This is a genomic window from Achromobacter pestifer, from assembly GCF_013267355.1.
Lineage (GTDB): Bacteria > Pseudomonadota > Gammaproteobacteria > Burkholderiales > Burkholderiaceae_B > Achromobacter > Achromobacter pestifer_A.
On record NZ_CP053985.1, the window covers coordinates 2409073 to 2431633 of the forward strand.

Genomic DNA, 22561 nt, shown 5'->3' on the forward strand with positions numbered 1-22561 from the left:
TAGAAGCGGCCGGGGCCCGGGCCCGCCGGCGCCGCAAAGGCGGTCCCTCGGGACCGCCCTAGGTCCGCAGCTTACTGAAGCGGACCGTATTGACCACCACCGCCAACCCGGCGCAAATGGTGCCCAGCACCAGCGCCAGGCCCGGACCATGCGCCAGGCTGATGCTGAACGCGATCGCGACCAGCGCCGTGCCGAAGCTCTGGCCGAATACCCGGGTGGTGGCCTGCAGGCCGCCCGCCGCGCCGCTGCGCGAACGGGGCGCGGCCGACAGCAGGGCGCGGTTGTTGGGCGTCTGGAAGAAGCCGAAACCCATCCCCGCCACGAACATGCCCGCGACGATGGGCCAGTTCGACACCGTGGCCGGCAGCGCCGCCAGCCACAGCATGCCGACCACCATCGCGGCGGCGCCTATGCCGCTCAGGGTGGCGGCGGAATAGCGATCGGACAGCCGCCCCGCCAGCGGGGCGATGATGGCGGTGCCCACGGGCCAGGCGCCCATCAGCATGCCCACTTCCAGATAGGGCCGGCCCAGCACCTGCTGGAAATAGAACGGCAGGGACACATAGGACGCCATCTGCGCCGCAAAGGTGCAGGCCGAGGCGCCCACCGCAAAAGCCAGCGGACGGATGCGCAACAGGTCCACCGGCACCAGCGGCGCCGGCTGCTTGCCGACGCGGCGCACCAGCACGAAGCCGACCACCGTGGCGATCGCCACCAGGCCGATGCCGCGCAAGAGGTCCATGCCCATCATGTCCACGCCCGAAATGAAGACGCCCAGGGTCAGCATGCACAGCAGGGCGCTGATCCAGTCCAGCTTCACGTCGTTGCGCGGCACTTCCGGCAGATGGCGCAGGCCCAGCATCGCCAGCGCGCAGATCGGCAGGTTGACGGCGAAGATCCAGGGCCAGGGCGCCACCGACAAGATGGCCGAACCGATGGTCGGCCCCAGCACCGACATGATGGCCACGGTGGTGGCGTTGATGCTGATGCCGCGTCCCAGCAGCTTGAGCGGATAGATGTTGCGCACCAGCCCGCCGAACATGCACATCAGCGATGCCGCGCCTATGCCCTGGAACACCCGCGCCGCCGTCAGCTGCCAGAGCGTGCCGGCCAACGCGCAGCCCAGCGAGGCCAGGGTGAACAACATCAGGCCGAAGGTGAACATGCGGCGAAAGCCGATGCGCTCGGCCAGCGCCGACAGCGGCAGCAGCATCATCACCACCGCCAGGTTGTAGGCGTTCACGATCCAGACCGCCTGGGCCGGCGACGCGTTGAGGTCGACGGCGATCGTGGGCAGCGCCACGTTGGCGATGGTGGTGTCCAGGACAGACAGGCTGATGCCTGTCATCACCGTGGCTGCCGCCCAATAGCGGCGCGGCGTAGGCAGACCGTCAGGGGCGGCGGGCTTGGCGCCGTTGCCCGGCGCCTCTCCGCTCTGCCCCGTCACGATTTCTTGACCGGGCGCTGCCATCCGTCAACAGTGAGCTGCTTGGCGCGCGACACCGTCAGTTTCTCGGCCGGCGCGTCGCGGGTCAGGGTGGTGCCCGCGCCCAGCGTGGCGCCGCGGCCGACGCGCACCGGCGCCACCAGCTGCGTGTCCGAGCCAATGAAGGCGTCGTCCTCGATGACGGTGCGGTGCTTGTTCACGCCGTCGTAGTTGCAGGTGATGGTGCCCGCGCCCACGTTCACGCGTGCGCCGATGTCGGCGTCACCGATGTAGGCCAGGTGGTTGGCCTTGCTGTCTGCGCCCAGCACGCTCTTCTTGATCTCGACGAAGTTGCCGACGTGGCTGCGGTCGCCGAGTTCGGCGCCGGGACGCAGGCGCGCATAGGGACCGACACGCGCGTCGCGGCCGACCTGCGCCTGCTGCAGATGGCTGTAGGCCTCGATATGGGTGCCCGGACCGACGCTGACGTCGCGCAGCACGCAATGCGGGCCGACGCGCACGCCGTCGGCCAGCGACACCTGGCCTTCGAACACGCAGCCCACGTCGATGAACACGTCGCGCCCGCAGGTGAGCGAGCCGCGCACGTCAAAGCGCGCCGGATCGGCCAGCGTGACGCCGGCTTCCAGTTGGCGGCGGGCCTGTTCGGCCTGCCAGCGGCGCTCCAGTTCGGCCTGCTGCACGCGGCTGTTCACGCCCAGCGTTTCCCAGGACGCGCCCGGCTGGGCCGCACCCACCGCCACGCCGTCGACCACCGCCAGGCCGACCACGTCGGTCAGGTAGTACTCGCCCTGGGCGTTGTTGTTATCGATGCGGGACAGCCAGTCCTTCAGCTTCGCGGTCGGCGCGGTGAGGATGCCGGTGTTCACTTCCTTGATCTCGCGCTCGGCGGCCGAGGCGTCCTTGTGCTCGACGATGCGGCACACGTTGCCGCTGGCATCGCGCACGATGCGGCCGTAGCCGGTGGAATCATCCAACACTTCGGTCAGCACGGCGGCGCCCGCGCCGCGCGCTGCCAGCAGGCGCTGCAGGGTTTCGGGCTGCACCAGCGGCACGTCGCCATACAGCACCAGGGTCACGTCATCCTTGCCATCGCCTTCGAGCAGCAGCGGCACAGCCTGCTGCACGGCGTGGCCGGTGCCTTGCTGCGGCTGCTGCAACACGAAATGCAGGTCTGCCTGGCCTTCGTAAGCCTGTTTGACGCGGTCAGCGCCATGGCCGACCACGACGACGATGCGCGCCGGCTTCAACTGGCGCGCGCTGTCCAGCACATGGCCCAGCATCGGTTTGCCGGCCAGCGTGTGCAGAACTTTGGGGAGGTCGGACTGCATGCGTTTACCCAGTCCGGCGGCAAGAATTACTACGTTAAGCATAAGTTCCAGTATGTTGAGTGGCGGCCGAGAAGCCTTGCGGCTGTCTCGCCCGACGATTTAAAGAGAGGACCGCCGCTAGTTGGCGTCCGGTCCGGTTTTCTTGGCGGCCTTGCGGGGCGCCGCAGACTTGCGGGCCGCCGGCTTGGACGCCTTGGCCGCGGTCGCGGCCGCGGCCTTGGACTCGCCCGGCTTGGGATTGGGCTTGGCATCGGCGCCGGGAGCGGCAGGCGCCGCCGGCATGGAGGCCGCGGTGGCGGTGGCGATTTGGTTGAACTGCTGCTGCAACAGGTCCCACCAGGCCTTGGAAGCCGATTGCGCCGCGGCGCCCATCTGCTCGCTCATGCCGGGCGCGGCAGATTGCTGCTGCCCCGCGGCGCCAGCGGCCTCATCGCCCTTGGCCTTGCCGCCTTCGGCGGCTGGGCCGGAAGCCGCCGCCTTGGCTGCGGACTTGGGGCCGGGCTTCAGGCCCAGCACCACTTCCAGCGGCGAGGCCGCGCCGCTGTCCTGGAAGGCGCCCATGTCCAGATTGGCCGCGCTATCCACGAAGGCGCGCAGCGTGCTGATGGTGGAGCGCTGGACCTCCATGCCCTGGATCGTGCCGGACAGCATGGACAGGTTCATGCGCAGCCAGCTTTCCACCGAACGCAACTCGGCGATGCGGCGGTCCAGGTCTTCCAGGTTCATCGGGGGAGCCATGGGCAGACTGCTGGCCAGGCCTCCAGGTCCGGTCAGGCCCGCCCAGGCCTGGCGCATCATTTCCATGCTGGCCAGGAGCGGGTTGCCCGACAGGTCGGAATGCTGGCCCATGCCGGGCAGAACGAACGGGTTCGTGTGTTGGTCGCTCATTCCTGGTCTCCCCTAAGACATATGATGGTCGCCGGCAGGCGGGATCATCCGCGCAGCAGCTGATTGTTCTCCACGCGCACATGATCGCCGGACGCAAAAGCGAACGGCTGCGCGCTGCGGAACTGGCGCGTGCTGCCGTCATTCATGCGCACCGTGAGTTCATAGTGCGTCACCGTTTGTTGCTGTCTGATATTACGCTCAACTTCACGGCCTGCCAAAGCGCCGCCCACCGCACCCAGCACGGTCAGGGCCGTCTTGCCGCTGCCGCCACCGAACTGGTTGCCCACGACGCCGCCGACCACGCCGCCGCCGATGGTGCCGATGAGGTGGTCGCTATTGTCCTTGACGGGTACCTGCACTTGTCGGACCGATTCCACCACGCCGCAGCTCGCGCAGGCTTGCGGCGCGGGCGATTGAGGCGCAGGGCGCTGGGCAGGCGCAGGCGGCTGGGCCTGGGTCTGAGCCTGAGGACGCGGCGCGGCGGACGCCTGCGCCCCTTGCTGGGCCGGTGCGGGCGGCATGGCGGCCTGCGGCGCGGGCGCCAGATTGGCGCCTTCCGGACCGGCCTCGGCCACCGGCTCGTCGGCATGCGGATTGGCCGAAGGCGAGGGCAGCCAGCCCATCACGGCGGCCACGCCCACCGTGCACATGACGATGACGGCGATTGCGGCCGCGGCAACCAGGGGATGGATGGCGCGGCGCGTGGATTCAATTTTGGCGGATGTATTCATGACGATGCTCCATCGTTACTAACCGGCAGTGGTATAGCACCCGGGCACGGTTTCGGCGTGTTGCGATGGTGACGCTTCTTTGCAGGACGCGGGCCGGTGGACAGCCTTTCCCATTCGTGGACAATAGGCGGATGGATCCCATTACCCTGCCCCAGCTCGAACAGGCCATCAACTACTGGCGCAATATCTCGCCGTCGGTGGGTGACGAATCCCGCCTGTGCCCCGAGGCTGCCGCGCTGGCCACGCCTTACGCGCTGATGATCATGGCGCACCGGCGCGAGATCCCCGTCGCAGAACTGAGCGAGCCGGCCCGCGCCGCGCTGGCCGGCTGGGCCGCCGCCGGCAAGTAAGCCAGGGCGACCGTCCGATCAGCCCTTGAGCAGCGCCTTGATGTCCTGCGTCAGGGCTTCCACCCCGATGTTGTTATTGGCCAGCACGCGCGATTCGCCCTTGCCGTCCAGCAGGTAGAACGCGGCCGTATGGTCCATGGTGTAGCTGCCGTCCTTGGTCGGCGCCTTGGCGTAATAGGCCTTGAAGGACGCGGCGGCCTTCTTGACCTGGTCCGGCGTGCCGGTCAGCCCCAGAAAGCGCGGATCGAAGGCGGTGACGTACTGCTTGAGGACCTCGGGCGTATCGCGCTCGGGATCCACCGAAATCAGCAGCACCTGGACGCGGTCGGCGTCCGGGCCCAGCTTCTTCATGACTTCGGTCAGCTCGGCCAGCGACGTCGGGCACACGTCCGGACACTGCGTGAAGCCGAAGAACACGACCACTACCTTGCCGGCGAAATCGGACAGCTGACGCGTCTTGCCGTTGTAGTCGACCAGCTCCATGGCGCGGCCCAATTGGGTGCCGCTGATGTCGCTGCCCTTGAAGACGGGCTTGCTGTCGCCGCAGGCGGCCAGGGCGGCGGTGACAGCGGCGGCTGCGCCCAGGCGCAGAACCAGCCGGCGGCTGGTGGAAAACACGGACATCGACAACCTCCAGGGGATCAGCGCAGCAGGCCGACCCAGTGGTCCACCAGCAGGGCGCCAAACAGCAGCGCCAGGTAGAGTATGGAAAAACGGAACATGCTGCGCGCCAGCTCATCGCTGTAGGCGCGGTACAGCCGCCACGCGTAGGAAACGAACATGCCGCCCAGCGCCAGCGCCGACAGCAGATAGAGCTCGCCGCTCATGCGGATGGCGTAGGGCAGCAGCGTCGTGGCGACCAGCGCCACGCTGTACAAGAGGATGTGCAGACGCGTGAACTGGTTGCCATGCGTAACCGGCAGCATCGGCAGGCCGGCCTTGGCATAGTCGTGGTTGCGGTAGAGCGCCAGCGCCCAGAAGTGCGGCGGCGTCCAGATGAAGATGATCAGGACCAGGATCCAGGCCTCGGCCGGCACCGAGTCCGCCACGGTGGCCCAGCCCAGGGCCGGCGGCATGGCGCCCGACAGGCCGCCAATGACGATGTTCTGCGGCGTGCGCGGCTTGAGGATGACGGTGTAGATGACGGCGTAGCCCACGAAGGTGGCGAAGGTCAGCCACATGGTCAGCGGGTTGACCAGGTGATAGAGCACGAACATGCCGGCGCCGCCCAGCAGGCCGGACATGCTCAGCACGTGGAACGCCGAAATCGTGCCGCGTGCGGTGCCGCGGCGCGCGGTGCGCAACATGCGGGCGTCGATTTCCTGTTCGATCAGGCAATTGATGGCGAAGGCGGCCGCGGCCAGCAGCCAGATGCCGAGGGTGCCGAACAACACCCGGCGCATGTCGGGAATGCCCGGCGCCGCCAGGAACATGCCGATCACGGCGCAAAACACCGCCAATTGCGTCACGCGCGGCTTGGTGAGGACGAAATACTGGCGGAACAATCCGGGCTGAGGAGCGGCAATACTGGTCATAGTGGGCCCTATTTTAAACGCGCACCGAATTGGGGCCGTAGCCCCCGGCGGGCGCACGTCCAGCTGTGGACAAACGCACCATCAAAACCACCGCGGCCAGGGTCAGGCCGGCGGCCCCTCCATTGTGCAGCACCGCGATCAACAGCGGCCACTGGAAAAAGATCGTGGTCAGACCGGTCAGCAACTGCGCGCCCAACAGCGCCAGCATCAACGTAGCCGGGCCGCGCAGGCCAGGCTCGGCGCGCAGGCGCCAGGCCAGTATGCCCAGGTACAGGAACACCACGAAGGCGAAGTTGCGGTGGACCCAGTGGATCGCGGTCAGCGCCGGCTGGGAAATCATCTCGCCCGACGGCAGCTCGCCCAGGGCTCGGATGATCGAATAGCCGCCATGGAAATCCATTTCCGGCACCCATGCGCCGTGGCACATGGGGAAATCCATGCAGGCCAGCGCGGCGTAATTGGTGCTGACCCAGCCGCCCAGGGTCACCTGCACCAGTAGCAGGGCAAAGCCGCCGGCCACCCAGGGCTTCCAGCGCGCGGCCGCCGCGGCCACGGCCAGATGCGGACGTTCTCGCGCGGACAGCCAAGTCATCAGCGCCAGCACCGACAGGCCGAACACCAGGTGCGCGGTCACGACGACGGGCATCAGCTTGTGGGTCACGGTCCAGGCGCCGAACGCACCCTGCACGCAGACCGCGATCAGGGTCACGACCGCCAACCTGGGCGAGCGGCCCAGCTGGCTGCGGTAGCGCCAGGCCATGTAGACGATGCCGATGATCAGCATGCCCAGGATGGTGCCAACATAGCGGTGGATCATTTCGATCCAGGCCTTGGACAAGGTGACCGGGCCGAAAGGCATGGCCTGCGATGCTTCGTGGATATCGCCCATCGCGCCCAGCGGCGTCGCGCTGCCGTAGCAGCCGGGCCAGTCGGGGCAGCCCAGGCCGGAGTCCGTCAACCGCACGAAGGCGCCGAACATGATCAGGTCCAGCGTCAGGAACCAGGTAAAGAAGACGAGCTTGCGATAACGCGCTTTGATGCGTTCGATTTCCATAAACATCCAATCTGCAGCGCCGCGCGCTCCACGCGCGGCGCATTAAAACCATGCCGGCCCGCGGCCTAGCCTATTCTCGAGCTGTAGACCAGCTTGCTGATGTCCTTGCGCACCTTCACGCCATCGGCCTCGGCAGGGTACTGCATCATCAAGTTGCCCAGCGGGTCGATCACCCAGATCGGCGCCTCCAGCCCGGGCTGGCCCGCGGCCGTATCGCGCGCCAGCAGGAACCGCGCCAATTGGTCGGGATTGACGCGCACCATGACCGTGCCCTTGTAGGCTTCCAGCACCTTGTCCGGCACGGGCGCATCGTCGGTGATGAACCAGACGCGTGCCAGCCGGTCGACGTTCTTGCCCTGGCTGGCGTGGCTGTTGCGCGCGATGAAGAGCTTGCGGGCGCAGCTCTCCGGGCAGGCGCCACCATCGGCGGCCACCAGCAGCCACTTGCCCTTCAGGCTCTGCAGGTCGAAAGGCTGGCCGTCCAGCGTGGTCAGGCGCAATGCCTCGGCCACGGGCATGGGCCGCTGCGGACTCAGGAGCGTGCCGTAATTGCTGGATTCGTCGGGCCACCACTGCGGATTCATGTAGACCACGACCGCCGCGACGATGGGCGCCAGCGAGCACAGGAACACCAGCAGCATCGGCATCAAGGAGCGCTTGCGTGCGGGCTTGGTAGAGGAAAGGTCGCGAGCCACTTTGTATCCTGTCGTCTTGCGGGTTAAGAGTCGGCGTCCCGGTCAGGCGCCGGGCGCGTTCTGCGCGCGCCGCATGCGCCGGATGGCGCCCCCCAGCACCACCAGCCATGCAACGGCGGCAATCGAGGCAAAGGCAAACCACTGTACGGCGTAGGACGTGTTCTGCTGGAAGTCCACGGACGGCTGCGGCCAGTCCCGCACCAGGCCGTCGTCCGCGTTGCCCGCCGATTGCGACAGCACCGTGGGCAACAGGGTCAGACCAGTGGATTTGGCGTATGCGTCCAGCGGCAGGTTCTGCACCTGCGGCAAGGCGTCGCCAGCCACGGGCAGCGACGCCGGCAAGGCGGACTGCTCCGACCCGCCCAGCGACCAGATCTCGAACAGGCGCGGCACGCGCGGCGACAGCTCGCCCGTCACCGTCTGCGGCCCTTCGGGCGTGGCGGGCAGCGGCGGCTGCGCGGGACCCTGCCCTTGGATCCCCATGACGCGCGGGACCCAGCCGCGCAACACCAGCACGGCGCGGCGCGCATCGGCGTCCAGCAGCAGCGGCGTGGCCAGCCAGTAGCCGGGCTTGCCGTCGTGGTTGCGGTTGTCCAGCAGTACACTGAATTGCGGCAGCCAGACCCCGCTGGCCTGGGCCGAACGCCAGGCGGTCATCTCGGCAGGGTCGGTGGCCGGGGTCAAGGGCAGCGGCGCTTGCTTGCGGCCCGCTTCGATAGCGGCCAGAATGGCGCGTCGCTCATCGCCGCGGCGCAATTGCCATTGCCCCAGCGATGCCAGGATGACAACGGCGACACCCAGCAACAGCAAGGCGGCTACCGTGTATCGGGTTGAATGCGGTCGGGCCATATTTCTACAATAACTACTCTGATTCGTCCGGAGACCACCATGCGCGTTTTCGTCGTCCTGGCCTTTATCGGGATTCTGGCCAGTCTGGCATCGGCCCTGGTCTACCTGATGCGGGACAAGGGAACCACCAGCCGCACGGTCAACGCGCTGACGGTGCGCATCGGATTATCGGTGGCCCTGTTCCTGTTCGTGCTGTTCGCCCACCACATGGGCTGGATCGAAAGCACAGGCCTTAGATAGGCATCCGGGCTGCGGGTTCCCGGCAATGCATGACGATCACAGATGAGTAAAACGCGCCAGTTCTCGCACAAGAACTGGCGCGCTTCATTTGTTCCGCGTAACGCTCAGAACCAGTACACGAACAGGTACAGGCCCAGCCACACCACGTCCACGAAGTGCCAGTACCAGGCGGCGCCCTCGAAGCCGAAGTGATGATCGGCCGTGAAATGGCCGCGGATCAGGCGGATCAGGATGACCGTCAGCATGGTCGCGCCCAGCAGCACGTGGAAGCCGTGGAAGCCGGTCAGCATGTAGAACAGCGAGCCGTACGCGCCCGAATTGAACTTCAGGTTCAGTTCCGTGTAGGCATGGTGATACTCGTACGCCTGACAGGTCACGAACAGGAAGCCCAGGACGACCGTGGCCAGCAGCCAGAAAATGGTCTTGCCGCGATGGTTTTCGCGCAGTGCGTGGTGGGCGATGGTCAGCGTGACGCCGGAGCTCAGCAACAGCGCGGTGTTGATGGTGGGCAGCCAGAAGGGGCCGACGGTCTGGAAGTGCTCGACCACGCCGGCCGGGCCGAAGTTCGGCCACACCGCCTGGAAGTCGGGCCACAGCATCAGGCGGTGATCCATGTCGCCCAGCCACGGCGTGGTGATGGTGCGCGTGTACCAGAGGGCGCCGAAGAACGCCGCGAAGAACATGACTTCCGAGAAAATGAACCAGCTCATGCCCCAACGGTAGGAACCGTCGATGCGCTTGCTGTTCAGGCCGATCTCGGATTCGTGGATGGCGTCGCCGAACCAGTAATACAACACCACGATCAGGCCGATGAAGCCCCCCAGCAGGGTCCATTTGGCCCAGCTGACGCCGTTGATCCAGGCCGCGGCGCTCAGGCCCATGAACAGCAGCGCCACAGCCGTACGCACGGGATGACCCGAATCGGCGGGCACGAAGTAGTACGGTGCCTCTTTACCTTGAACCGAGTGGCTTGCACTCATGGCTTTCTCCCTGGTACAGATTTATAGAATTAAGTGATTCAAGTCAGGCTGGAAACGGCCCAACGCACAATTAATACCAGCACAGTAACGAAGATGGCCGCTGCCAGCAGCCCCGCCACGATCACATGGACCGGGTTGAGCTTGGCGACGTCTTCCCGGTGGCCCGCGCCCTTGCGCACGCCGAAGAATCCCCACGCCACCGCCTTCATGGTCTGAAGGAAGCTCAGCTTGCGCTGAGAGGTTTCGCGGAGATCGTCGCTCATGGCCTGCGCCTAGCTGACGGCAACGCCGGACAACAGGGCCGAGCCGCGCAGCACGGTCCAGGCAAACACGGCGATGACGAAAACCAGCAGGACCAGACCTGCGATCTTGTTGCGGCGGCGCTGCTCGGGTGTCATTGCTGTGCTACCTGGAACATGAAAGGCTGCTTCACTTCACTTCGGGCGGGGTTTCGAAAGTATGGAACGGCGCCGGCGACGGCACGGTCCATTCCAGGCCTTCGGCGCCTTCCCACGGCTTGGCCGAGGCGACGTCGCCCTTGCCCCTGTAGCAGCGCACCATCGCCCAAAGGAAGATCAGCTGCGACAGGCCGAACCAGAACGCGCCAATGGTGGCCATCTGGTGGAACGTCGTGAACTGGCCGGCGTAGTCGGCGTAGCGGCGCGGCATGCCTGCCAGGCCCAGGAAGTGCATCGGGAAGAAGGTGACGTTGAACGAGATCAGCGTCGACCAGAAGTGCAGCTTGCCCAGCTTTTCGCTGTACATGCGGCCCGTCCACTTGGGCACCCAGTAGTAGGCGCCGGCAAACAGCGCGAACAGCGAGCCCGCCACCAGCACGTAGTGGAAGTGCGCGACCACGTAATACGTGTCGTGGACCTGGATGTCGATCGGGGCCACCGACAGGATCAGGCCGGTGAAGCCGCCCATCGTGAACACGAAGATGAAGCCGATCGAGAACAGCATGGGGGTTTCGAACGTCATGGAGCCGCGCCACATCGTGGCGACCCAGTTGAACACCTTCACCCCGGTCGGGATGGAGATGAGCATGGTGGCGTACATGAAGTAGAGCTGGCCCGTCACCGGCATGCCGGTGGTGAACATGTGGTGCGCCCACACGATGAAGGACAGCACGGCGATCGAAGCGGTGGCGTAGACCATCGAGGCGTAGCCGAACAGCTTCTTGCGGGCGAACGCGGGCACGATGGCCGACACGATGCCGAACGCCGGCAAGATCATGATGTAGACCTCGGGGTGCCCGAAGAACCAGAACACGTGCTGGTACAGGACCGGGTCGCCGCCGGCGGCGGCATTGAAGAAGCCCGTGCCGAAGTGGCGGTCGGTCAGCACCATGGTGATGGCGGCGGCCAGCACCGGCATCACGGCCAGCAGCAGGAAGGCGGTGATCAGCCAGGTCCAGCAGAACAGCGGCATCTTCATCAGCGTCAGGCCGGGCGCGCGCATGTTCAGGATGGTGACGATGATGTTGATCGCGCCCATGATGGACGAGGCGCCCATGATGTGCAGCGCGAAGATCGCCAGGTCCATGCCCGGGCCCATCTGCAGCGACAGCGGCGCGTACAGCGTCCAGCCGGCCGCGGTGGCGCCGCCAGGCACGAAGAACGACGCGGTCAGCATGATCGCGGCCACCGGCAGCAGCCAGAAGCTGAAGTTGTTCATGCGGGCGAACGCCATGTCGGAAGCGCCGATCTGCATCGGGATCATCCAGTTGGCGAAGCCCACGAAGGCCGGCATGACCGCGCCGAACACCATGACGAGGCCGTGCATGGTGGTGAACTGGTTGAAGAGTTCAGGGCGGAAGAACTGCAGGCCCGGCTCGAAGAGCTCGGTGCGCAGCAGCAGCGCCAGCGTGCCGCCTTCCAGCAGCATGACGAACGAGAAGATGAGGTACATCGTCCCGATGTCTTTATGGTTCGTGGCGAAAAGCCAGCGGCGCCAGCCGGTGGGGATGGCGTGGTGGTGGTCATCGTGACCGTGGCCGTGGCCCGGCGACACGTGGTCTACAGTGACGCTGCTCATGATGGACTCCTTCCTGCTGAGTGCCGGGCCCGATCGACGGGGCCGGCAGGGTATCTCTAACTAAACGGAACCGGTTCTACGAGAGTGTGGCAAGGCGCGCGCAATCAGCGCGCAGCCGCCACGTCCTTCGGTAGAACCGTCGGGTCCTGCCCCTTGCCTGCATTGCTCCAGGCATGGCGCGTATAGCTGATGACCGCTGCGATTTCGACATCGTTGAGCTGCCCGCCGAATGCCGCCATCGCGGTGCCGGGCTTGCCCTTCAGCACGGTGTTGATCTGTTCCGCCTTGGGGCCCAGAACAACCTTGTCTCCGTCGAGCGGGGGGAAACTGCCCGGGATGCCCTTGCCGTTGGCCTGGTGACAGGCAACGCAATTCGCCGCGAAAACCTTTTCGCCGCGGGCAACCAGTTCGGCTTCCGTCCACTCTTTATTGGGATCGTCGGCGTTTGCCGCCATCTTCTTCTTTTGGTCTTCAACCCACTTGTCGTAGTCGGCTTGCGCCATGACTTCCACGACGATGGGCATGAATGCGTGATCCTTGCCGCACAGTTCCGCGCACTGGCCGCGGTAGATCCCGGGCTTGTCGGCGTTGAACCAGGTGTCGCGCAGGAAGCCGGGGATGGCATCCTGCTTCACGCCGAAGTCGGGAATCATCCAGGAGTGGATGACGTCGGCCGCGGTCAGCACGATGCGGATCTTCTTGTTGGCGGGGACGACCAGATGGTTGTCCACTTCCATCAGGTAGAACTCGCCCTTGGGCTCGCGGTTCTCGATCTGGGCGCGCGGCGTCGACAGCGTGGAGAGGAACTTGATGCCGGTGGCCGAGCCGTCGAGGTATTCGTAGCCCCACTTCCATTGATAGCCGGTGACCTTCACGGTGAGGTCGGCGCTGGAGGTGTCTTTCATCGCGACCACCGTCTTGGTGGCGGGCAACGCCATGGCGATGACGATGATGAACGGGATGACGGTCCAGGCAACTTCCACGCCTAGATGTTCATGGAAGGTCGCGGCCTTGTGACCACGCGATTTGCGGTGCGCCCAGATGGAGTAGAACATCACTCCGAAGACGCCGATGAAAATCACGATACAGATCGTGAGCAACATCCAATGCAACCACATGATGTCGCGCGAGATCGCCGTGACACCTTCATGCAGGTTGAGCTGATTGACCTTCGGGCCGCCGGGCATGTCTTGCACCTGAGCACCTGCCACGCTGCCAATCAGCATCGCACAAGCCCCCAGTATCCCTCTCCACTTCTTCATGCTTACCTCGAAACACGGCGCGAAGGTCCGTTCGCTAGTGGCGGAAGTCGCCGGAACCGGGCAACGCGCAATTATTAGATGGTAGGGCGTGACGGGGAGATAGAGCGGCCCCTGTCGTTCCCACTCGAAATCACAAAGAAACTGGCGGATTATAGCGGACGCGCAAACAGATGTAAGTTAGCGCCCTTGAATTCATCCAGCCTGCCCCCATCTGGCCGCGCCCCCTTGACCACGCGCCGTAAACAGGGTGGCATAAAATCGTCGGCAACATCATCACCACGGTTCCACGATGCCCAAGCAGTTGTCCGACTTGTACGCCGACCTGTGCGCCCGCGCGCAAGAGCCCGCCCCGCAAGGCGCGCGCGCTCTTTATATAGCGGGGCGTCGCTGCGGCTGGGCCACGCACGCGGCGTGCGACGCCTTGCGCGACGCGCCCGGCATCGCGGCGGATGGCGAGAGCCTGCGCATCGGCATGGACCTGCAACCGGGCGCGAGCCTGAACAGCGTGCTCGAACAAGCCGCGCAACTGTTGCGCCAAGCCAACTGCTTGCGCGGTTGGCGCGACGAATTGCTGGACGTTCTGGATGGCGACGAGCCGCTGGGCGTGATCGAGCGCGCGGCAGTGCGACCGCTGGGCTTGCTCACCAAGGCCGTGCACCTGAACGCATGGACGCCGGACGGCCGCTTGTGGGTCGCGCGCCGCGCGCTCAGCAAGTCCACCGATCCCGGTATGTGGGACACCTTGGTCGGCGGCCTGGCCGGCAGCCGCGAAGACCTGGAACTGGCGCTGGTGCGCGAGTGCGGCGAAGAAGCAGGGCTGGACGAGCCCGACCTGACGCGGCGCTCGCCCCTGCGCACCATTCTGCGCATCCACCGCCGGCTGCCCGAGGGCTATCAGGTCGAGGATGTCCTGACCAGCACCTGCGTGCTGGCGGCTGATGCGCGTCCTGCCAACCGGGATGGCGAGGTGATGGAGATCGCCACCATCGACGCGGCCACGGCGGTGCGCCAGGTCGCGGAAGGCGAATTCACGCTGGAGGCGGCGCTGGTGATCATCGAAGACATCATGCAACGCCGCGCGGCCGGCGAAATCCCGGCCTAGTATTCCGTCCCGCGGATGCGGAGGCATCCACGGGATCCAGGGCTAACGCGGAACGATGCCGGGCTCGCCCAGAGTGGGGCCGTCCGCGGGACTATCTGCGGGATTGCCCGCCGCATCGCTTGCGGCCGGCGCGTCCGCTTCCCGCGCCTCGCGGGCCGCCGGGGCATCGGTGCCGGACGATGCACCCGCCGCTTCCGCGGCTTCAGCGGCCTGGGCCGGACTCGGCGCCGACGCCGGCGCGGGGACCGGCGCAGGCGCGGCATTGGCCTGTGAAAACTGCTTCCACACTTCGATCGCGCGCAGGCGTTGCTTGGCCACGACCTGGATGCGTTCGCGCAGATGCTCGTCGCGCGCCAGCAGGGCGTGGAAATCGCGCGAAGACAGCATCAGCAGCTTGCTGTAACCCAGCGACGTCACCTCCGGCATCAACTGCTCTTCACCCAACAGACCAAGCTCGCCAAAGAATTCGCCGCTGCCCAGTTCGATCATGGTGTTATCGGGGAGATGCACGGCCACGGCGCCCGAGGCCACGAAACACATCTCTTCCCCATGGCGGCCCTTGGTCAGCACGCGCTGATCCGGCAGCGCCAGGCGCGGCTTGAGCAGCTTGCTGATGGCCCGCAGGGAATCGGCGGACAGGCCTTCGAACAGCGGCACGCGCTTGATCAGCTCGGCCGCGCTCATTTCGATGTCCAGCGGCGGGTGCTTGTCGATGTGGGCCCAGCGGCTCTCCAACTGCGCCATCAGGTCCGCGTAGACCTCGCCGCTGATCAGGAACTGCTCAAGCATGTCGCGGTAGCGGATGCGCTCCATTTCGCGGGCCACACGGCCCAGGTAGCTTTCCTGCAGCCACTGGGCGTAGGACGGATATTGCAGGTTCAGGGCCTGCATGGCGTTTTCGATCAGGTCCAGGCGGCGCTGGTGCAGCGACACGATGCGCTGCGTGGCTTCCTCGCCCAGCAGGGGCGTGATCTGTTCGCGCGCGAAGGCAATCAGGCGCTGCGCCACCGACCGCTTGCTCATCAGGTTGGCGAAGCGCTGGCCCAGTTCGCGCGCCAGCCAGCTCTGGAAGCCGAACACGTAATGCACGCGCAGGGCCAATCGGAACCCTGTGGAATAGCGCACGTCGGCGACGATGGCGCGTTCGAAGCCCGGGATGCCGCCCAGCCGGATCGCGTCCTCCAGCCGTTCCGCCCGCGCCAGCAGGGTTTCCGCCATGCGCCAGTCCACGATCTGCGCCTTCAGGATGTCGAAGAACATTTCCTCTTCGCGCTGGGCCACGATGGCCAGGCCCACCCCCACGCGCTGGTCGTCCGTCATCTGGCTGACCTGGCCGTCGTGCACGCTGGCCAGGCTGGCGTCAAACACGGAGCGGATGCGGTCGCGGACCTCGGTGCCGATATGCTCGGACCGGGCGACCTCTTCGGTCTTGCCCTGCAGGTCTTCCAGCGCCACGGCCAGGGCCTGGTTGCGGATGGTGCGCTCCACCGGCGACAACTGGTTCAGGCCCAGCATGCGGATCAGCGGGCGCAGGCTGATGCCGTTGATGAACAGGGTCAGCAGCACGTAGCTGGTGGTGGCCACCGCGATGAACTGGCGCGCCTCTTCGGCCACCCCGGTCTGCTCCGTGACCGCCAGCGCCAGCGCCAGCGACACGGCGCCGCGCAGGCCGCCCCACAGCATGACCACCTTGTAGGGGTTGCTGACCTTGGTCCCCAGCCGGGTCAGCCCCAGCAAGGGCAACAGGCCGAAGACGACGATGGCGCGCGCGACCAGCGTGGCCACGAACACCACGGCGACCAGCACCAGCTCCTGCCAATCGGCGGCCGCCATCAGCTTGGGGATCAGCATGGCCGCGAACAGGAAAATCAGCGAGTTGGCCCAGAACCCGAACTGCTCCCAGGCGCTGGACAGGTACTCGAAGGTGGTGGGCGACATGCGCGTGCGGCCGGTGGATCCCACCACCAGGCCGGCGATCACCGTGGCAACCACGCCCGACACGTTCAGATAGTGCTCGGAAATGAAGAAGGACAGATAGGCCAGCGTCAACGTCAGCGTGATTTCCGCGGTGGGAAAGCCGCGCAGCCAGGCGAACAGGAAGCAGGCCAGCCGGCCCATGGCGAAGCCGGCCACGCCGCCGCCGATGAAGTGCACGACGAAGTCGTTGAAAACGCCGCTGGCGGTGAGTTCGCCGTGGCCGCCCAGCACGGCCAGCAGCACCGAGTACAAGGCGATGGAGGCTGCGTCGTTGAACAGGCTTTCGCCTTCGACCAGCGTGGTCAGGCGCTTGGGCGCGCCCACTTCGCGGAAGATGCCCACCACCGCCACGGGATCGGTGGTGGCGACGATGGCGCCCAGCAGCAGGCAGACCACCAGGCCGTAGGGCGAGATGGCGTCCAGCGTGACCCCGACCACCACGGTGCAGACCACCACGGCCACGATGGCCATCATGAGGATGGGGCCGATGTCGTCCATCAGGCGCCGCACGTTCATGGACAGCGCGGTCTCGAACAAGAGCACCGGCAGGAACACCATCAGGAAGGTTTCGGAGGAAATCTCGAAGCGTTCCAGCGAATCCAGGAAGTCGCCGATCCAGCTGGGCGCCCAGCCGTGCACGTGCACGATGATGCCGAGCAGACAGCCGACGATGGCCAGCAGCACCGAGTAGGGCAGCTTGAGGCGTCCGGCCAGGGGCGGCATGAAACAGACCAGCGTCAGCAGACCTGCCAGGCCGAATACGAGAAAACCTACATCCATGTTCTGTGGGCGGAGCTTGTGTGAAGTTCCACAAGAATAGCGGCTTTTTCCTTCAGGTCCGGGGCGGAAACCATCAGGAATCGTGGAGAATGCACGTTTCGTTACCCCAATGCGGACATGCGATACGCGCCGCGCCACGTTTTTTGGGTAATGTGGAATCGCACAAACTTTGCAGGAGCGGCACTTGGCCCGGATCCACTCCCTGACCCGGCGCGACGACGCGCCCGCCATGCTGGTCCAGCTGACTGACAGCCATCTGTTCGGCGAGCCGGAAACCTCGATGCTGGGCGTCAACACGGACGCCAGCCTGCGCGCGGTGCTGCGCCAGATCGAGGCGGACGGCAAGCACCCCGATCTGCTGCTGGCTACTGGCGACATGTCCCAGGACGGCGAGGCCGAGGCCTATCGCCGGCTGGCGCGCGTCCTGTCCGAGGCGCCCGCGCTGGAACGGGCCAGCATCCGCTGCCTGCCGGGCAACCATGACCTGCCGGCCGTGATGCGCCAGGAATTGCCGCAATGGTCGGTTCCGGTGACCGACGTGGGCGCCTGGCGCGTGGTGGCGCTGGACACCACCGTGCCCGGCTCCAATGCCGGCCATCTGCCCGCGAGCCAGCTCGATCTGCTGGAGGCCGCGCTGGCCGAGACCCCGGGCCGCCACACGCTGATCGCCATGCATCACAACCCCATGCAGATCGACAGCCACTGGCACGATTCGATGATGATCGACAACCCGCAGGCCCTGTTCAAGCTGCTGACGCGCTGGCCGCAGGTCCGCGTGCTGCTGTGGGGCCATGTGCACCATGAGTTCGACCGCCGCCGCCACAACCTGCGCCTGCTGGCCACGCCGTCGACCTGCTTCCAGTTCAGCATCCGCGACGGCAAGCACGTGGTGGACAACATGGCGCCCGGCTACCGCTGGATCAAGCTATACCAGGACGGTTCGATGGCGACGGGCGTGCGGCGCGTGCAGGACGCGCTGTGGCATGGGGCCAGGACGGCTGCCGACAACGCCCAGGCGGCCTAGGCAGGCCGTTCTTCGCCCTGGCGGCGAACGGCGTTCGCCGAGCCCTCCCTCTGCCAGCGCAAAGCGCGCGCGCATAAAAAACGGGGCACCAGGTATGCATGGTGCCCCGCAAGCATCCGTCTCATAGGGGAGGGGAAAGAGGAGAAGCCGAGACGGATGACAAGACTGCTAACCGAAGTTCGCGGTCTACATGAAGTTAGGCGGTGCGATCCTCATTAAGTTTCTTGCGCCGCGCAAATTTTCCGCTCGAATTTGTATCAATTTATTCACGCGCCGCCGCCGTGCGCCGGAAAAGCAAAAGGGCCGCTATCCAGCGGCCCTTTCGTGGTCCATCGAGGCGCCTCAAGACGCGAGGTTGCCGCGCATCTTCTTCAAGGCGGCCGCTTCGATCTGACGGATGCGCTCGGCCGACACGCCGAACTCCTGCGCCAGTTCGTGCAGCGTGGCGCCGCCGTCGTCCTGCAGCCAGCGGGCCTCGACGATGCGGCGCGAACGCGGATCCAGCGCTTGCAGCGCGTCGGTCAGGCCGGCGCTTTGCAGCTGGTCGCGCGCGGCGCGCTCCAGCACCCGGGTGGGTTCCTGGCGGCCTTCGTCGGACAGGTAGGCGATGGGCGCGTAGCTGTCATCGTCATCGTCCTGGTTTTCCAGCGACATGTCGCGGCCGGACAGGCGTACTTCCATTTCGCTCACGTCTTCGCGGCGCACGTTCAGTTCGCGCGCGATGTGGTCGACCTGGTCCGGATCCAGCGTCTGGCCGTCGGGACGCATGCTGCGCAGATTGAAGAACAGCTTGCGCTGGGCCTTGGTGGTCGCGACCTTCACCAGACGCCAGTTGCGGATGATGTACTCGTGGATTTCGGCCTTGATCCAGTGCACGGCGAACGACACCAGGCGCACGCCGCGCTCGGGGTCGAAGCGCTTGACGGCCTTCATCAGGCCGACGTTGCCTTCCTGAATGAGATCGGCATGCGGCAATCCGTAGCCCAGGTACTGGCGGGCCACCGACACCACCAGGCGCAGGTGCGACAGAATCAGTTCGCGCGCGGCGCCCAGGTCTTCCTGGTCGCGCAGGCGGCGACCAAGCTCGGTTTCACGTTCCGCGGACAGGACCGGCAGGCGGTTGACCGAGGAGATATAAGCGTCGATCGTGCCAAGTGCGCCCGGATTGGCAATGGCCAACGCCAGGGCGTTGCCGGAAGCGGCCAACGAGGTACTGGGTTGCTTCATAGCGGGGATCTCCGGATGGCGAAGGGATAACGACATGGATTCGATGTTAGCACTCTAGTATTGGGAGTGCTAATTCGACTATTGCGGCGCGTCAAAGTTTCCTTCGGCGATATATGTCCCCGTTTATTTTTTTGGAGCGGGGCGCCGCTTTGGGGACAAGCGCACGCTGCTGGCGGATGGCCAGCCCCTGCATTCGGGCGCGGCTGCGACTTGCCCTACCAGCCCAGGCGCTTCAGGCCCTCGGCCGTGGCCTCGCCGTCGGGCCGCACGAACAGCGCTCCGCGCGGATCCAGCAGCACCTGATAGCGGGCGCCGTCGAACAGCGGCATATATGCGGCGCTGCCGAATTGGACATCGACGAACGGGAACCAGTTCGGGAAATTCTTCTTCAGCGATGCCAGGTCCGGCGCCGGCCAATCATCCAGCGCGTGGACCGAGCGCGTGGCGGAGGCCTCGCGCGCCGCATCGCTATAGCGGCCAGACAGGCGTTCCAGCCGGTACAGCGGCGGCACACCGGCCATCAGCGCCGGCAGGCGCCAGCGCACAACGCGAGCATCGATCTGCCACTGGTCCCCATAAAGGACGTACTGCTTGCTCCCGGTGCCGGGCGCGCTGGCGTTGACCTGGAACTGGCCGTCGGCCACCTGGCGCACTTCGATGCGAGCGACCGGCTCGTCGGTCGTCAGGCGGAAGAACTGCACCAACGACAGCGCCAGCAGGCCCGACACGCATCCCAGCAGCACCAGCATCAGGCCGAACAGGCGACGCACCGGGCGGAACTGGAACATCCGGCGGCCGCGCTCGTCGCGCGGGCCGCCGCGGCCCAGCAGCATGACGATGCCGGGCAGCAGGACCACGACGGCGCCCAGCAGTATCCAGGCGAAGGGAGCGATTCCGTTGACCAAATCAGGCGTTCCTATTGAGCACAGACCGCAGGCGGCGCGCCGGGGCGCGCAGGCAGCCTGCCGCGGCAGGCCCGCCAGTATAGAAGCGCGCCTTCAGGGCGCCGGTTTTCCAAGCCGCTCGACGTGAAACCGGATGTGATCCTCGATGAACGTCGAGATGAAGTAGTAGCCGTGGTCGTAGCCCGGCTGGCGCCGCAGCTCCAGCGGCTGGCCGGCAGCGGCGCAGGCCGCCTCGAATACCTCGGGATACAACTGTTCGGCCAGGAACTGATCCGACTCGCCCTGATCGATCAGGATGCCGGCGGGAAACGGCTGCACGGCGCTGCGCATCAGCGCCGAGGCGTCATAGGCGGCCCAGTCCTCGACCTTGTCGCCCAGATAGGCGCCGAACGCCTTCTTGCCCCAGGGGCACTGGCTGGGCGCGGCGATGGGCGCAAACGCGGAAACCGAGCGGAACTTGCCGGGGTTGCGCAGCGCCAGCACGAGCGCGCCGTGGCCGCCCATGGAGTGGCCAAAGATGCCGGTACGCGACGCGTCGCCGGGCAGGGCGTCGCCCGTGACAATGCCGTGCAATTCCTGCGTCACGTAGCTGTACATGCGGTAGTGGCCGCGCCACGCGGGGGTGGTGGCGTCCACATAGAAGCCCGCGCCGGTGCCCAAGTCCCAGCTTTCGTCCTCGCCCGCCACGTTGGCGCCACGCGGGCTGGTGTCCGGGGCGACCAGCATGACGCCGAGCTCGGCGGCCAGGCGCTGGGCGCCCGCCTTGATCATGAAGGTCTCTTCCGTGCAGGTCAGGCCCGCCAGATAGAACAGCACCGGCACCGGGCCTTGTTCGGCCTGCGGCGGAATGTAGACGGAGAAACGCATGGGCAGGCCGATCTCCGCGGACGCGTGGCGGTAATAGCGCTGCCAGCCGCCGAAGCAGCGATGCTGCGAAATGAGTTCCAGGGCGACTGCCATTGCTTTCCTCCGGTCGAAATGATGGGCAAAAACGTCCCGCGGATTAGGGGATATCCACGGTACGACGTTCCGTCGCCGAATGTTAACCTGGGCTTTATGGGGTACGAACGACAGAAAAAAAAGCGATTTCCTGCCCTGACCATGATCACGGGACTTGACCAGCGCCCACCGTGGCACTATTTATATACCGTGAGCGAAGACAACCCGTTCTTCCAAATACGCAAGTCCTGACACTATGGCCCGTCTGCCCCGTCTGTACGCCCCTGGGCTGCCCCAACTGGTGCAGGCCAACTTCATCCAGCCGCTGGCGGCGCCGTCGCAACCCGCGCCGGCCGACATCCTGAACCAACTGGCTACGTGGCTGGGCGAATCCGCCCAACGCCACCGCGTCTCGGTTCACGGCTGGCTGCTTGCCAACGACCGCATCCTGCTGCTGGCCACGCCCGCGGACGAGGAAGGCCTGCCGCGCCTGATGCAGACGCTGGGCCGCAACCTCGCGGCGCGCCTGCGCGGCGGCCGGGTCTTTGCAGGCCGCTACCGGTCCGCCTTGCTGGAGCCGGGCGCCTGGGTACTGCCGTCGCTGGTCTGGCTCGAAACCTATCCAGTGCGTAGCGGCGCCTCGCAGGATCCCGATTCCTGGCCCTGGTCCTCCGCGTCCAGCCATACCGGCAACACCACCGCCGCTCCCGCGCAATGGCAGTCGGACCACGCGGACTACTGGGCCTGCGGCAATACCCCGTTCGACCGCCAGGCCAATTACCGCAAGCGCTTGCAGGACGGCCTGTCGCGCGAAGAAACCCAGCGCATCGACCAGGCCGTCTCCGGACAATGGGCGCTGGGCGGTCCCGCTTTCATCGCCAGCCTGGCCCATACCGCCAGCCGCCGGGTCGCCCCCGGCCAGCGCGGACGTCCGCGCAAGAAGCCGGCCGCTGCATCGTCCGATGCAGAGCCAAGTTCCGCGCCTCCCACCACGACGCCTACGTCGACCTCTTCCTGATTGCGGACCCGCCTGTACGGCGGGTTCTTCATTTTTTCCGACCGCGGCGACGCAGGTCGGCGGATGCATTTGCATTTCCGCAACGCCAAGCATCGCTTCAGGCCTGCCAGATTCCCGATTAAATTAGGGACATATAAAGAGAAAAATGCTCATTTCCCGGATGCGGGCGCACCCTCCTGGTGCACACCCCTCT

Annotated in this window: 23 protein-coding genes; 5 read left to right on the forward strand and 18 right to left on the reverse strand. The window is 66.1% G+C overall.

Going from position 1 to position 22561, the window contains the following annotated elements; genetic code table 11:
- Positions 1 to 58: 58 nt before the first annotated feature.
- The 4 genes from FOC84_RS11655 to FOC84_RS11670 form a co-directional block, all read right to left on the reverse strand.
- The gene (locus tag FOC84_RS11655) at positions 59 to 1471 is read right to left on the reverse strand and encodes an MFS transporter (RefSeq protein ID WP_173144555.1); all 1413 of its coding nucleotides are present in this window, start codon (positions 1469 to 1471) and stop codon (positions 59 to 61) included.
- Positions 1444 to 2817: a bifunctional UDP-N-acetylglucosamine diphosphorylase/glucosamine-1-phosphate N-acetyltransferase GlmU gene (glmU, locus tag FOC84_RS11660; RefSeq protein ID WP_173144556.1), complete on the reverse strand. Its 1374-nt coding sequence runs from the start codon at positions 2815 to 2817 to the stop codon at positions 1444 to 1446. The genes FOC84_RS11655 and glmU overlap by 28 nt, the downstream gene beginning before the upstream one ends.
- Before the next feature lie 75 nt (positions 2818 to 2892).
- Positions 2893 to 3663 carry a PhaM family polyhydroxyalkanoate granule multifunctional regulatory protein gene (locus FOC84_RS11665; RefSeq protein ID WP_173144557.1) on the reverse strand — a complete coding sequence of 257 codons (771 nt, stop codon included), beginning with the start codon at positions 3661 to 3663 and terminating at the stop codon, positions 2893 to 2895.
- A 44-nt stretch (positions 3664 to 3707) separates the two neighbouring features.
- The gene (locus tag FOC84_RS11670; RefSeq protein WP_173144558.1) at positions 3708 to 4394 is read right to left on the reverse strand and encodes a glycine zipper 2TM domain-containing protein; all 687 of its coding nucleotides are present in this window, start codon (positions 4392 to 4394) and stop codon (positions 3708 to 3710) included.
- A 131-nt stretch (positions 4395 to 4525) separates the two neighbouring features.
- On the opposite strand from FOC84_RS11670, the gene FOC84_RS11675 reads away from it, so the two are divergent.
- Positions 4526 to 4744 carry a DUF3717 domain-containing protein gene (locus FOC84_RS11675; RefSeq protein ID WP_173144559.1) on the forward strand — a complete coding sequence of 73 codons (219 nt, stop codon included), beginning with the start codon at positions 4526 to 4528 and terminating at the stop codon, positions 4742 to 4744.
- Between the two features lie 18 nt (positions 4745 to 4762).
- Here the strand turns inward: FOC84_RS11675 and FOC84_RS11680 are convergent, their stop codons facing one another.
- The 5 genes from FOC84_RS11680 to FOC84_RS11700 all read right to left on the reverse strand — a co-directional run bounded on the left by FOC84_RS11680 (position 4763) and on the right by FOC84_RS11700 (position 8877).
- Entirely contained in the window at positions 4763 to 5368 is a 606-nt protein-coding gene (locus tag FOC84_RS11680) for an SCO family protein (protein ID WP_088143737.1), read from the reverse strand.
- Between the two features lie 17 nt (positions 5369 to 5385).
- Entirely contained in the window at positions 5386 to 6279 is an 894-nt protein-coding gene (gene cyoE / locus FOC84_RS11685; RefSeq protein WP_173144560.1) for a heme o synthase, read from the reverse strand.
- 13 nt (positions 6280 to 6292) lie between these two features.
- Positions 6293 to 7327 carry a COX15/CtaA family protein gene (locus FOC84_RS11690; protein WP_173150095.1) on the reverse strand — a complete coding sequence of 345 codons (1035 nt, stop codon included), beginning with the start codon at positions 7325 to 7327 and terminating at the stop codon, positions 6293 to 6295.
- A 71-nt stretch (positions 7328 to 7398) separates the two neighbouring features.
- Positions 7399 to 7980: an SCO family protein gene (locus tag FOC84_RS11695; protein ID WP_438800881.1), complete on the reverse strand. Its 582-nt coding sequence runs from the start codon at positions 7978 to 7980 to the stop codon at positions 7399 to 7401.
- A 90-nt stretch (positions 7981 to 8070) separates the two neighbouring features.
- Complete coding sequence (locus FOC84_RS11700; RefSeq protein ID WP_173144562.1) at positions 8071 to 8877, reverse strand: SURF1 family protein; 807 nt, start codon at positions 8875 to 8877, stop codon at positions 8071 to 8073.
- Positions 8878 to 8916: 39 nt separating this feature from the next.
- On the opposite strand from FOC84_RS11700, the gene FOC84_RS11705 reads away from it, so the two are divergent.
- Positions 8917 to 9117 (forward strand): twin transmembrane helix small protein, encoded by a 201-nt coding sequence (locus FOC84_RS11705; protein WP_006224570.1) that lies wholly within the window; start codon positions 8917 to 8919, stop codon positions 9115 to 9117.
- Between the two features lie 104 nt (positions 9118 to 9221).
- On the opposite strand, the gene FOC84_RS11710 is transcribed toward FOC84_RS11705, so the two are convergent.
- The 5 genes from FOC84_RS11710 to coxB all read right to left on the reverse strand — a co-directional run bounded on the left by FOC84_RS11710 (position 9222) and on the right by coxB (position 13396).
- Positions 9222 to 10097, reverse strand: a complete 876-nt coding sequence (locus FOC84_RS11710) for a cytochrome c oxidase subunit 3 (protein WP_173144563.1) — start codon at positions 10095 to 10097, stop codon at positions 9222 to 9224.
- A 38-nt stretch (positions 10098 to 10135) separates the two neighbouring features.
- Positions 10136 to 10360 (reverse strand): DUF2970 domain-containing protein, encoded by a 225-nt coding sequence (locus tag FOC84_RS11715; protein ID WP_013390978.1) that lies wholly within the window; start codon positions 10358 to 10360, stop codon positions 10136 to 10138.
- 9 nt (positions 10361 to 10369) lie between these two features.
- On the reverse strand, positions 10370 to 10495 hold the full coding sequence (locus FOC84_RS33300; RefSeq protein WP_217278792.1) for a cytochrome oxidase small assembly protein: 126 nt from the start codon (positions 10493 to 10495) through the stop codon (positions 10370 to 10372).
- A 31-nt stretch (positions 10496 to 10526) separates the two neighbouring features.
- The gene (gene ctaD, locus FOC84_RS11720) at positions 10527 to 12134 is read right to left on the reverse strand and encodes a cytochrome c oxidase subunit I (protein WP_173144564.1); all 1608 of its coding nucleotides are present in this window, start codon (positions 12132 to 12134) and stop codon (positions 10527 to 10529) included.
- A 104-nt stretch (positions 12135 to 12238) separates the two neighbouring features.
- Positions 12239 to 13396: a cytochrome c oxidase subunit II gene (coxB, locus tag FOC84_RS11725; RefSeq protein WP_173144565.1), complete on the reverse strand. Its 1158-nt coding sequence runs from the start codon at positions 13394 to 13396 to the stop codon at positions 12239 to 12241.
- Between the two features lie 289 nt (positions 13397 to 13685).
- Between coxB and FOC84_RS11730 the strand changes: the two genes are divergently transcribed.
- The gene (locus FOC84_RS11730; RefSeq protein ID WP_173144566.1) at positions 13686 to 14498 is read left to right on the forward strand and encodes an NUDIX hydrolase; all 813 of its coding nucleotides are present in this window, start codon (positions 13686 to 13688) and stop codon (positions 14496 to 14498) included.
- 42 nt (positions 14499 to 14540) lie between these two features.
- Here FOC84_RS11730 and FOC84_RS11735 read toward each other — a convergent pair whose 3' ends face one another.
- Entirely contained in the window at positions 14541 to 17255 is a 2715-nt protein-coding gene (locus FOC84_RS11735) for a cation:proton antiporter (RefSeq protein WP_173144567.1), read from the reverse strand.
- Between the two features lie 184 nt (positions 17256 to 17439).
- Here FOC84_RS11735 and cpdA point away from each other — a divergent pair, with 184 nt between their 5' ends.
- A complete protein-coding gene (gene cpdA, locus FOC84_RS11740; RefSeq protein WP_173144568.1) occupies positions 17440 to 18279 on the forward strand; it encodes a 3',5'-cyclic-AMP phosphodiesterase in 840 nt (279 codons plus the stop codon).
- Between the two features lie 342 nt (positions 18280 to 18621).
- On the opposite strand, the gene rpoH is transcribed toward cpdA, so the two are convergent.
- From rpoH to fghA, 3 genes are all read right to left on the reverse strand, one after another.
- Positions 18622 to 19506 carry an RNA polymerase sigma factor RpoH gene (rpoH, locus tag FOC84_RS11745; RefSeq protein ID WP_173144569.1) on the reverse strand — a complete coding sequence of 295 codons (885 nt, stop codon included), beginning with the start codon at positions 19504 to 19506 and terminating at the stop codon, positions 18622 to 18624.
- A 215-nt stretch (positions 19507 to 19721) separates the two neighbouring features.
- Positions 19722 to 20411, reverse strand: coding sequence for a hypothetical protein (locus tag FOC84_RS11750; RefSeq protein ID WP_173144570.1), 690 nt, complete (start codon positions 20409 to 20411; stop codon positions 19722 to 19724).
- A gap of 93 nt (positions 20412 to 20504) precedes the next feature.
- On the reverse strand, positions 20505 to 21371 hold the full coding sequence (gene fghA / locus FOC84_RS11755; RefSeq protein WP_173144571.1) for an S-formylglutathione hydrolase: 867 nt from the start codon (positions 21369 to 21371) through the stop codon (positions 20505 to 20507).
- A 235-nt stretch (positions 21372 to 21606) separates the two neighbouring features.
- Between fghA and FOC84_RS11760 the strand changes: the two genes are divergently transcribed.
- The gene (locus tag FOC84_RS11760; RefSeq protein WP_119449865.1) at positions 21607 to 22368 is read left to right on the forward strand and encodes a hypothetical protein; all 762 of its coding nucleotides are present in this window, start codon (positions 21607 to 21609) and stop codon (positions 22366 to 22368) included.
- Positions 22369 to 22561 lie beyond the last annotated feature (193 nt).